This is a genomic window from Stenotrophomonas sp. BR163 (assembly GCF_047520985.2).
In the GTDB taxonomy this organism is placed as follows: domain Bacteria; phylum Pseudomonadota; class Gammaproteobacteria; order Xanthomonadales; family Xanthomonadaceae; genus Stenotrophomonas; species Stenotrophomonas sepilia.
The window spans coordinates 59,690-69,232 of sequence record NZ_JAXBRE020000009.1 but is presented as its reverse complement, the minus strand read 5'-3'; the positions used below and the strand labels follow the sequence as shown (position 1 = coordinate 69,232).

At 67.5% G+C, this 9,543-nt stretch carries 10 protein-coding genes; 6 read left to right on the top strand and 4 right to left on the bottom strand.

The features are described 5' to 3' along the window. The first annotated feature begins 27 nt into the window (after positions 1-27). The 3 genes from ACM0PY_RS09860 (at position 28) to ACM0PY_RS09850 (ending at position 1,874) form a co-directional block, all read left to right on the top strand. Positions 28-663, top strand: a complete 636-nt coding sequence (locus ACM0PY_RS09860; RefSeq protein WP_180883790.1) for a Rossmann-fold NAD(P)-binding domain-containing protein — start codon at positions 28-30, stop codon at positions 661-663. After that, positions 663-1,370 (top strand): helix-turn-helix transcriptional regulator, encoded by a 708-nt coding sequence (locus ACM0PY_RS09855; protein ID WP_180883793.1) that lies wholly within the window; start codon positions 663-665, stop codon positions 1,368-1,370. Before ACM0PY_RS09860 ends, ACM0PY_RS09855 begins: the two co-directional genes overlap by 1 nt. Before the next feature lie 117 nt (positions 1,371-1,487). Further along, positions 1,488-1,874 (top strand): VOC family protein, encoded by a 387-nt coding sequence (locus ACM0PY_RS09850; protein WP_180883795.1) that lies wholly within the window; start codon positions 1,488-1,490, stop codon positions 1,872-1,874. A 172-nt stretch (positions 1,875-2,046) separates the two neighbouring features. Here ACM0PY_RS09850 and ACM0PY_RS09845 read toward each other — a convergent pair whose 3' ends face one another. The 4 genes from ACM0PY_RS09845 to pdhA are packed head-to-tail and all read right to left on the bottom strand — an operon-like array spanning position 2,047 to position 5,923. Beyond that, on the bottom strand, positions 2,047-3,429 hold the full coding sequence (locus ACM0PY_RS09845; protein ID WP_180883797.1) for a dihydrolipoamide acetyltransferase family protein: 1,383 nt from the start codon (positions 3,427-3,429) through the stop codon (positions 2,047-2,049). Continuing rightward, complete coding sequence (locus tag ACM0PY_RS09840; protein WP_005411349.1) at positions 3,426-3,779, bottom strand: SH3 domain-containing protein; 354 nt, start codon at positions 3,777-3,779, stop codon at positions 3,426-3,428. The genes ACM0PY_RS09845 and ACM0PY_RS09840 overlap by 4 nt, the downstream gene beginning before the upstream one ends. Position 3,780: 1 nt before the next feature. Further along, a complete protein-coding gene (locus ACM0PY_RS09835; RefSeq protein WP_005419896.1) occupies positions 3,781-4,848 on the bottom strand; it encodes an alpha-ketoacid dehydrogenase subunit beta in 1,068 nt (355 codons plus the stop codon). After that, positions 4,841-5,923: a pyruvate dehydrogenase (acetyl-transferring) E1 component subunit alpha gene (pdhA, locus tag ACM0PY_RS09830; protein ID WP_010482685.1), complete on the bottom strand. Its 1,083-nt coding sequence runs from the start codon at positions 5,921-5,923 to the stop codon at positions 4,841-4,843. The genes ACM0PY_RS09835 and pdhA overlap by 8 nt, the downstream gene beginning before the upstream one ends. A 335-nt stretch (positions 5,924-6,258) precedes the next feature. Here pdhA and ACM0PY_RS09825 point away from each other — a divergent pair, with 335 nt between their 5' ends. The 3 genes from ACM0PY_RS09825 (at position 6,259) to ACM0PY_RS09815 (ending at position 9,434) form a co-directional block, all read left to right on the top strand. After that, positions 6,259-7,134: a tryptophan 2,3-dioxygenase gene (locus ACM0PY_RS09825; RefSeq protein ID WP_005419892.1), complete on the top strand. Its 876-nt coding sequence runs from the start codon at positions 6,259-6,261 to the stop codon at positions 7,132-7,134. 181 nt (positions 7,135-7,315) lie between these two features. Continuing rightward, positions 7,316-8,815 carry a peptide MFS transporter gene (locus ACM0PY_RS09820; protein ID WP_014648688.1) on the top strand — a complete coding sequence of 500 codons (1,500 nt, stop codon included), beginning with the start codon at positions 7,316-7,318 and terminating at the stop codon, positions 8,813-8,815. A 19-nt stretch (positions 8,816-8,834) separates the two neighbouring features. Next, a complete protein-coding gene (locus tag ACM0PY_RS09815) occupies positions 8,835-9,434 on the top strand; it encodes a thioredoxin family protein (RefSeq protein WP_072168899.1) in 600 nt (199 codons plus the stop codon). Positions 9,435-9,543 lie beyond the last annotated feature (109 nt).

The window sequence follows — 9,543 nt, the reverse complement described above, 5'->3', positions numbered from 1 at the left end:
CGACAGGATGCCGCAGTGGAGGTGGTGATGCGCGTGATGTTGCTGGGGGCGACCGGCCTGGTCGGTAGGCTGACCCTGCGCAGGCTGCTGGACGACCCGCGCTGCGGCGCCGTGGTTGCCCCGACCCGCCGCCCCCTGGCGTTGACTCACGGGAAGCTGGAGAACCCGGTGCTGGCATTCGACGCGTTGCCCACTTCGCCAGAATGGGCGCGCGTTGATGCGGTCATCTGCGCGCTGGGCAGCACCATGGCCCAGGCCGGCAGCCGCGAGGCCTTCCATCGCATCGATCATGACTACCCGTTGGCGTTCGCACGCCTGGCAAAAGCACAGGAGGCGCAGACCTATGTGCTGAATTCCGCAGCCGGCGCCAACCCACAGTCGTCGATCTTCTACAGCCGGGTGAAGGGCGAGCTGGAGCGTGACCTGCGCGCGCTGGGCTTCAACTCGTTGACCCTGGTCCGCCCAGGGCTGATCGGGGGCGAGCGCACCGAGGTGCGCCGTGGCGAGCGTTTCGCGCTGACGGTGCTGGGCGCGCTGGGGCCGGTGCTGCCGCGGGCGTGGCGGATCAATCCGGCCACCGAGATTGCCAGGGCGCTGGTCGAGGCTGCGTTGGCCCCGCAGCCGGGCGAGCACGTGGTGGCGTCGACCACGCTGGTCGGCTGATGTCGCGAGCGCTGCGCCTGACCCAGCTGCTGCAGCTGCTGCGCCGTCATCGACGGCCGGTGGCCGGGCAGGCGCTGGCCGAAGCGCTGGGCATCAGCCTGCGCACGCTGTACCGCGATATCGAGACCCTGCGCGAGCAGGGCGCCGACCTGCGTGGCGAGGCTGGCGTCGGCTACCAGCTCGCGCCGAGCGATACCTTGCCTCCCATGACCCTGCCACCGGCCGAGATCGACGCGCTTGTGCTGGGCCTGCGCTGGGTCGCGGCGCGCACCGAGCCGGCGCTGGCCGAGGCCGCACGTGATGCCCTGGCGCGTATCGCCCATGTGTTGCCTGCGGCACGCCGCGAGGCATTGCGTGACAGTGGCCTGCGGGTTGGCCCTTCGCGCGCGGGGAGCAAGGTTCCCCCCGCGCGTCTGCAGGCCGTGCGTGAGGCTGTGGGGTCACAGCAGCGCCTGAAGTTCGCTTACGAGGATGCGCAAGGCCGGCGCAGTGAGCGCATTGTCTGGCCGTTCGCGCTGGGCTACTTCGATGAAGTGCCGATGCTGGCGGCGTGGTGCGAGCGCCGCGAGGATTTCCGCCATTTCCGGCTGGATCGCATCCGTCAGGTGCGTGTGCTGGAGGACCGCTACCGCGTGCCGCGCGCTACGCTGCTGCGGCGCTGGCAGAAGGCCCAGGGCATCGCGCCGGACTGGCTGGATCGCTCATAACCACAGCAACAGCCGAGAGCGGGGGGTAGAGTCGACTCTACCGGCAGTCCCCTCTACTGACAGAATGTGTCAGCAGGCCCGTACCACCATGAACGCTCCCAACAACGGAGCTTCCCCATGTTCACGCCCAGCACCCTGCTGCGGTACGTGCGCGACGTCGCCACCAGCGCAACCTTCTACAGTGGCATCCTCGGCAAACCGCCGGTCGAGCAGTCGCCTGGCTTCGCCCTGTTCCTGCTCGGCGATGGCGCCGCACTCGGCCTGTGGCAGCGCGATGGCGTGCAACCGCCGGTGTCCGCGCAGGCCGGTGCCGCCGAACTGGCGATGGTCGTCGCCAACCCCGACGCCGTGCAGCAGATGCACGATGCGTGGCGCGCGCTGGGCGTGCAGATCCTGCAGTCGCCGGTGACGCTGGAGTTCGGCCATACCTTTGTCGGGGCAGATCCTGATGGCCACCGCCTGCGTGTGTACAGCCGCGCCGAGGGCTTGGTCGCGCGCGATTGATCGCTGGCGATCTGTAGCCGAGCCCATGCTCGGCTTGCTTCTTGCCTTCATCCACGCATGACGTGGATACATTGCAACGCAGCCGAGCATGGCTCGGCTCTACAGTAGAGCGGCACAAAAAAAAACGCCGGGCATTGCCCGGCGTTTCTTGTGTTTCAGAGGGGGTGGTCGATCAGCTGGCCAGCGCCAGGTCGTCCATCATCGCGCGCAGGAAGCGGGCGGCTTCGCCGCCGGTCGCCGCGCGGTGGTCGAAGGTGACCGACAGCGGGATTACCTTGTGCGCTTCCACGCCGCCCATCACCGGGGTCATCTGGTGGCGGGCACGGCCGGCACCGACGATGGCCACGCACGGCGGCACCACGACCGGGGTCGCGTAGCGGCCGGCGAACATGCCGAAGTTGGACAGCGAGATGGTGTAGCCGCTCAGTTCCGAGGCGGCGATCGAACGCGATTCCACCTGCTCACGCAGGCGGTTGACGCCTTCGCGGATGCCGCGTGCGTCGAGCATGTCGGCATTGCGCAGGGCCGGCACGAACAGGCCGTCGTCGGTGTCCACGGCGATGCCGATGTCCACCTGCGCGTGCAGGGTACGGGTCAGTGCTTCACCGTCGAACCAGGCGTTCATCGCCGGCACCTTCTGTGCGGCAACGACGATGGCGCGAACCAGGCGGGCGGTGACGTCGTTGCCCGGCAGCCAGGCGTGGATGTCGGCGTCGTCGTTCAGCGTGGTCGGCACGACCTTGCTGTGCGCATCGGCCATGACGCGGGCCATGTTGCGGCGCACGCCCTTCAGCGGTTCCGGCTGGCCCTTGGCGACCACGCCCGGCGGCTGGGTGCGCATCGGCTTGCCGGCGGCGGACAGCGGGGTGCGGGCTTCGCTCTGCACCGGAGCAGACACCTGCGCCGTGGCCGGCGCGGCATACGCGGCAGCAACCGGTGCCGGGGCGGCGCCGAGTTTGGCGGTGCCGTTGGCGGCGGCCTGCTTGACGTCGGCCATGGTCACCGCGCCATCGGTGCCAGTAGCGGCCACGCGGCTCAGGTCCACGCCCAGCTTGCGCGCCATCGCACGCACGGCTGGCACGGCCTTGACGCCACCGACGGCCAGTGCCTGTTCGGCGTGCACGGCGTTGGAGCTCTGCATCGCGCCGACCACGGTACCGGCGTCATCACGCTCGGCCGCGGCGGGCTTGGCTTCTTCCGCGACCACCGGTGCGGCTGCGGCAGGCAGCGGCGGCGGGGTCGGCGCGGCCGGTGCGGCGTGACCATGGCTGTGGCCGGTGTCCTGGCCATCGGCGCGCTGTGGCAGGTTCGGGTCCAGTTCGAAGCTGGCCAGCACCGAACCGGTCGGGATGATGTCGCCGGCAGCGCCGGACAGCTTCAGCACCTTGCCGGAGAACGGCGAGGGCACTTCCACCACGGCCTTGGCGGTCTCCATCGACACCAGCGGCTCGTCCAGCTTGATCACATCGCCTTCCTTGACGAACCACTCGACGATGGTCGCGTCCGGCAGGCCTTCGCCCAGGTCGGGCAGGTTGAAGTTCTTGGTCTGGCTCATTTGCAGTTCTCTTCCAGCAGTTCCAGTTCGCGGGCCGGCAGCCAACCCGTCGCGCCATTGGCGCGCTCGGACCACCACCACCCGCCGTGTTCGTGATGAAGCTTCACCATCTCGCCGCTTTCCACATCCAGCTCGCGGGCGTCGTAGTCGCACAGGGCTTCGGCGCGACCCTCGTCCAGCAGCTGCAACCAGGCGATGGGCGCCCATCCAGCGCGCCCATCGTTGGTGCGTACCCAGGCAAACGCCGGCCATTCCTCGTCACGTACACCTACTTCGACGATCTGGCCGGTGTGGAACCGGAGCGGGTTGGGATACTGGCTGCGGTAAGCCCCCAGAAGGCGGGCCCGCATGTCAGCCGGCCGCCACCGCGCGCTTGGCCGCCGCCACGATCCGCTCAACGCTCGGCAGGTACTTCATTTCCAGGCGGAACAGCGGAATGTGGGTGTCGTAGCCAGTAACGCGCTCGACCGGGGCCAGCAGGTCGTAGATCGATTCCTCGGCCAGGCGCGCGGCGATCTCGGCGCCGAAGCCTGCGGTCTTCGGGGCCTCCTGCACGATCACGCAGCGGCCGGTCTTGGCCACCGATTCAGCGATGGTGGCGAAGTCCAGCGGGCGCAGCGTGGCCACGTCGATGACTTCGGCACTGATGCCTTCGCCGGCCAGCTTGTCGGCCGCTTCCAGGGCTTCCTTCACCTGCGCACCCCAGGTCACCAGGGTCACGTCGGTGCCGTCGCGCAGCACGAAGCAGACGTCCAGCGGCAACGCTTCGCCGTCGTTGACGACCACTTCCTTGTACTGGCGATAGATGCGCTTGGGCTCCATGTAGATCACCGGATCCGGCTCGCGGATCGCAGCCAGCAGCAGGCCGTAGGCACGCTGCGGCGACGACGGCAGCACCACGCGCAGGCCCGGCACGTTGGTGAAGATCGCCTCGTTGGCTTCGCTGTGGTGTTCCGGCGCGCGGATGCCACCGCCCCACGGCACGCGCAGCACCATCGGGCAGTGCAGGCGGCCACGCGTGCGGTAACGCAGGCGTGCGGCGTGGCAGACGATATGGTCGACCATCGGGTACATGAAGCCGTCGAACTGGGCTTCGGCCACCGGCTTCATGCCCTGTGCGGCCAGGCCGATGGTCAGGCCGGCGATGGTGGTTTCGTCCAGCGGGGTGTCGAGGATGCGGTCCGAGCCGAAGCGCTGCTGCAGGCCGGCAGTGGCGCGGAACACGCCGCCGTTGACGCCCACGTCCTCGCCCAGCACCAGCACCGACGGGTCGTGTTCCAGTTCCCAGGCCAGCGCCTGGGTGATGGCTTCGATGAGGGTGATCGGGGTGGTGGTCATGCTGTCATCTCCGCGCGCGACCGCAGCGCTGTCGGCGGCGTTGGTGTGCGCGCCGGGCGCGCCGTTCTTGATCTCATCCATGGCGCTTCTCCAGGGCGATCGCCTGGGCACGCTGGGCCAGCAGGTCCGGCGGCGGATCGGCATACAGGAAGTCGAACATCGCCTCGACCGGCTGCACCGGCGTGTTGAGGTACAGGTTCACTTCCTCGTCCACGCGCGTGCCGCACTCGGCGACCCAGGCAGTTTCCTCTTCTTCGCTCCACACACCGGCGTTGATCAGGTACTTGCGCAGGCGCAGCATCGGCTCGCGCTGCCAGGCATCCTTCACTTCGGCGTCGTCGCGGTAGCGGCGCGCGTCATCGGCGGTGGTGTGGTCGGACAGGCGGTAGGTCATCAGTTCCAGCACGGTGCCACCGTCGCCGGCCAGCGCGCGCTCGCGCGCCTGCTCCATGGCCGCCAGCACCGCGATCAGGTCGTTGCCGTCCACCTGCAGGCAGTGCAGGCCACCCGCCAGGCCCTTCTGCGCCAGCGTTTCGGCACCGGTCTGGGCCGAACGCGGGACCGAGATGGCCCAGCCGTTGTTGACGATGCACAGGATCAGCGGCAGCTTGTAGGCGCCGGCCGAGTTCAGTGCTGCGTAGAAGTCGGTCTTGGAGCTGCCGCCGTCGCCGCACACCGCCACGGCGATCTGCGGTTCCTTGTTGAGCTTGAACTTCAGCGCAGCACCTGCCGCATGCAGGCACTGGGTGGAAATCGGCACGCAGAACGGGAAGTCCCTGGCCGCGTTGCCGCCGTAATCGTTGCCGCGTTCGTCGCCGCCCCAGTACATCAGCACGTCGTGCGGGCGTACGCCACGCATGAACATCGCGCCATACTCGCGGTACGAAGGCGCGAACACGTCGTCCTTCTGCATCGCCGCGCCGATACCCACGTGCGCGGCTTCATGGCCCAGGCAGGCGGCATAGGTGCCGAGCTTGCCGGTGCGCTGCAGCGCGATGGATTTGCTGTCGAACGTGCGTACGAACAGCATCTGCTTGAACAGCGGTACCAGCACCTTGGGGTCGCGCAGCGACGCGGGCAGGTCGTCACGGACGAGCGTGCCGTCCGTGTCCAGGTACTGCAGGTATTCGATCTTGAATTCAGCGGCAACCGTCATTGCGTACTGCACCTTCGACAGAGAAGTTACAAATGATATGAATCGCCATGTTAAGGAACGCGTACGGAATAGCCTTCCTGCGCCGCAACACGGAGATTCCCCGTTTTACCCCTGCCGGCGGGTGGGGGGCCAATAACAACAACGTATTCAGTCGTTGCTGCAAAGCATCAGAATACGCCTCTGGCTGACCGCCCGTACAACGGCGCGGACGGTTCCACGCGCAGGCCCGGCATCGGCCGATGCTCCACGGCCAGCCGCACGCCCCGGTATGGACCCGGCGGCTGCCAGCGCGGCGGCAACGCGCTACCCTTGCCGCCCCCGATCTGGTCCCGCCCATGTCCGTCGACAACAACCAACGCGATCTCGAAGCCGGCATCCACACCGACCTGCAGGGACGCCTGACCTACGGCGGCTACCTGCGGCTGGACCAGCTGCTCAGCGCGCAGCAGCCGCTGTCCAGCCCGCCGCACCATGACGAGATGCTCTTCATCATCCAGCACCAGACCTCGGAGCTGTGGCTGAAGCTGCTGGGCCACGAACTGCGTGCCGCGATCGGCTTCCTGCAGCGCGATGAAGTCTGGCAGTGCCGCAAGGTGCTGGCGCGCAGCAAGCAGGTACTGCGCCAGCTGACCGAGCAGTGGTCGGTGCTGGAAACGCTGACCCCGTCCGAATACATGGGCTTCCGCGACGTGCTGGGCCCGTCGTCGGGCTTCCAGTCGCTGCAGTACCGCTACATCGAGTTCCTGCTGGGCAACAAGAACGCGCAGATGCTGCAGGTGTTCGAGCACGACCCGGCCGGGCAGGCGCAGCTGCGCACCGTGCTGGAGGCGCCGAGCCTGTACGAGGAATTCCTGAAGTACCTGGCCCGCTTTGGCCATGCTGTCCCGGCGGTCTACGAGGCCCACGACTGGACCCAGCCGCACGTGGCCGACGACGCATTGCAGCCGGTCTTCGAGCGCATCTACCAGGACACCGACCGCTACTGGCGCGAGTACGCGCTGTGCGAGGACCTGGTGGACCTGGAGACGGCTTTCCAGCTGTGGCGATTCCGACACATGCGCACCGTGATGCGGGTGATCGGCTTCAAGCGCGGCACCGGCGGTTCGTCCGGCGTGGGCTTCCTGGCCAAGGCGCTGGAACTGACCTTCTTCCCCGAGCTGTTCCAGGTGCGCACCAGCCTGCAGGCCGCGCCCCCGGCAGCGCTGGGCTGATCCCCATTCAGCTTGGTTCCCGGCCCGCGGCTGGATCGTTTCAGATGCAAGTTCAGGGAGCAGGCTGCCACCTGCCTCAAACGGCGTGTATTTGACGTGAACGCCAGAAGTCGGTGATCCTCGCGCGTTGCTCCAACTGCACAGCGGACGTGCTCGTCATCCACCGAACCAGGAAATCCGCATGAGCGTAAACGCCACTGCGAACACCCCAGAGCCGGCACTGCCGGACTTCAAGACCACGCTGGGCCACCCGCGCCCGTTGTGGATGCTGTTCATGACCGAGTTCTGGGAACGCTTTGCGTTCTACGGCATCCGCTGGGCGTTGGTGCTCTACATCGTTGCCCAGTTCTACAACGGCAGCGCTGCCGGTGAAGGCGACGCCAGCCGCATCTATGGCGCCTACCTGGCCCTGGTGTACGCCGCGGCCATCTTCGGCGGCTACGTGGCCGACCGGGTGCTGGGCTACCAGCGCTCGATCCTGACCGGCGCGATCATCATGGCCGCGGGCCTGTTCATGATCTCGCTGCCGCAGGAGCACATCTTCAAGCTCGGCCTGGCCACGATCATCGTCGGCAACGGCCTGTTCAAGCCCAACATCTCGACCATGGTCGGCAAGCTGTACGGCCTGAAGGACGAGCGCCGCGATTCGGGCTTCACCATCTTCTACATGGGCATCAACATCGGCGCGATGATCGCCCCGGTGCTGACCGAGTACCTGGCCCGCAAGGTGTTCGGTACCGATGCGATGCCGTCCTACAAGGTCGTGTTCATCGCCTCGGGCGTGGGCATGCTGATCTCGCTGGTGTGGTTCTACATCGGTCGTGCCGGCCTGAAGGGTATCGGTGCACCGCCGGCCGGCGCGGAAGGCTTCGGCCGCATCATCATGGTGCTGGCCGGTGCCGTGGTCGCCATCCCGGTGGCCTACTTCCTGCTGGCCACCGGCGCCACCGCGCTGGCCTGGATCCTGGGCGCGATGTTCACCGCCCTGGCCATCCTGCTGCTGGTCGAGGGCGTCCGCGAGGGCAAGGTGCAGCGCGACCGCGTGATCGCGATGCTGATCATCTTCGCCTTCAACGTGATGTTCTGGATGTTCTTCGAACAGGCCGGCAGCTCGTTCACCTTCCTGGCCGAGAACATCGTCAACCGCCAGTTCGGCGACTGGACCTTCCCGACCGCGTGGTTCCAGTCGGTCAACTCGGTGGCCATCATCACCCTGGCCCCGGTCATCGCCTGGATCTGGGTGGCGATGGGCCGCGCCAATCCGTCCATTCCGCGCAAGTTCGGCCTGGGCCTGCTGTTCAACGGCGCCGCCTTCGCGCTGCTGATGTTCGCCCTGTCGCAGATGGTGGTGGACGGCAAGATCCCGTTCTGGACCCTGTTCATGGTCTACGTCATCCAGTCGGTGGGTGAGCTGTGCCTGTCGCCGATCGGCCTGTCGATGGTGACCAAGCTGGCCCCGGTGCGCCTGGTCGGCTTCGGCATGGGTGGCTGGTTCCTGTCCACCGGCATCGGCAACAACCTGTCGGGCATCTTCGCTGGCGTGGTCAGTGGTGAAGGCGGCATGACGGTCGAGTCGGCCCTGAAGGGGTATACCTTCGGGTTCTGGGCCCTGATCGGCTCCGGCGTGGTGCTGTTCCTGATCGCCCCGCTGATCAACAAGCTGATGCACGGCGTCAAGTAATGAAGCGAGGGTAGAAAGCATGCGCAGCAAGCTCGGTGGTGCAATGGTGGTGGTCTGTGCGGCGCTGATCGGCGCCTGTTCCCAACCGCAACCGCCTGCCACCGCCGAGCCCACGCAGCCGCTGGACACCCGACCCACCGAGCCACCGGTCGCTGACCCCAGCGAACCGGTGGCCTCGGGCAACACCCCGGTGGCGGCAGACATCGCCGCCATCGCCGGGCTCGGCGCGCAGTTCGACCCGGCCCGCAACCCCGCCGATGACCTGGCCACCGCCAAGGTGGAAGCCCAGCGCGGCAAGAAGCGCATCCTGCTCGAGATCGGCAACGCCGCCTGTGAGCGCTGCCGGGCGCTGGATGATGTGGTGGAAGGCAACGGCGACCTGCGCCGCTTCCGCGACGCGCACTACGTGTGGGTGAAGGTCAACGCCAGCGACGAACAGCCCAACACCGCCTTCTTCGCCCAGTTCCCGGTGATGGAGCGCGACTACCCGCACCTGCTGGTACTGGACGCCGATGGCAGCCTGCTGGTCTCGCAGGCCACTGCTGAGCTGCGCAAGGGCGAAGCCTTCCAGCCTGCGCGGGTGAGCGCGTTCCTCAAGCAGTGGGCACCTGACCGGTAGTGCCGGCCGCTGGCCGGCACTGATGCCGGGTCGCATCCACGCATGGCGTGGCTCTACTGCGCGCGCCGTCACACTCCCTGAATCGGCATCTCAACTTCGCAACGCGCTC

Coding starts and splice junctions, on each gene's coding strand:
- ACM0PY_RS09845 (WP_180883797.1), bottom strand. CDS start 3,429: ATGAGCCAGACCAAGAACTTCAACCTGCCCGACCTGGGCGAAGGCCTG.
- ACM0PY_RS09835 (WP_005419896.1), bottom strand. CDS start 4,848: ATGGATGAGATCAAGAACGGCGCGCCCGGCGCGCACACCAACGCCGCC.
- ACM0PY_RS09855 (WP_180883793.1), top strand. CDS start 663: ATGTCGCGAGCGCTGCGCCTGACCCAGCTGCTGCAGCTGCTGCGCCGT.
- ACM0PY_RS09815 (WP_072168899.1), top strand. CDS start 8,835: ATGCGCAGCAAGCTCGGTGGTGCAATGGTGGTGGTCTGTGCGGCGCTG.
- ACM0PY_RS09825 (WP_005419892.1), top strand. CDS start 6,259: ATGTCCGTCGACAACAACCAACGCGATCTCGAAGCCGGCATCCACACC.
- ACM0PY_RS09860 (WP_180883790.1), top strand. CDS start 28: ATGCGCGTGATGTTGCTGGGGGCGACCGGCCTGGTCGGTAGGCTGACC.
- ACM0PY_RS09820 (WP_014648688.1), top strand. CDS start 7,316: ATGAGCGTAAACGCCACTGCGAACACCCCAGAGCCGGCACTGCCGGAC.
- pdhA (WP_010482685.1), bottom strand. CDS start 5,923: ATGACGGTTGCCGCTGAATTCAAGATCGAATACCTGCAGTACCTGGAC.
- ACM0PY_RS09850 (WP_180883795.1), top strand. CDS start 1,488: ATGTTCACGCCCAGCACCCTGCTGCGGTACGTGCGCGACGTCGCCACC.
- ACM0PY_RS09840 (WP_005411349.1), bottom strand. CDS start 3,779: ATGCGGGCCCGCCTTCTGGGGGCTTACCGCAGCCAGTATCCCAACCCG.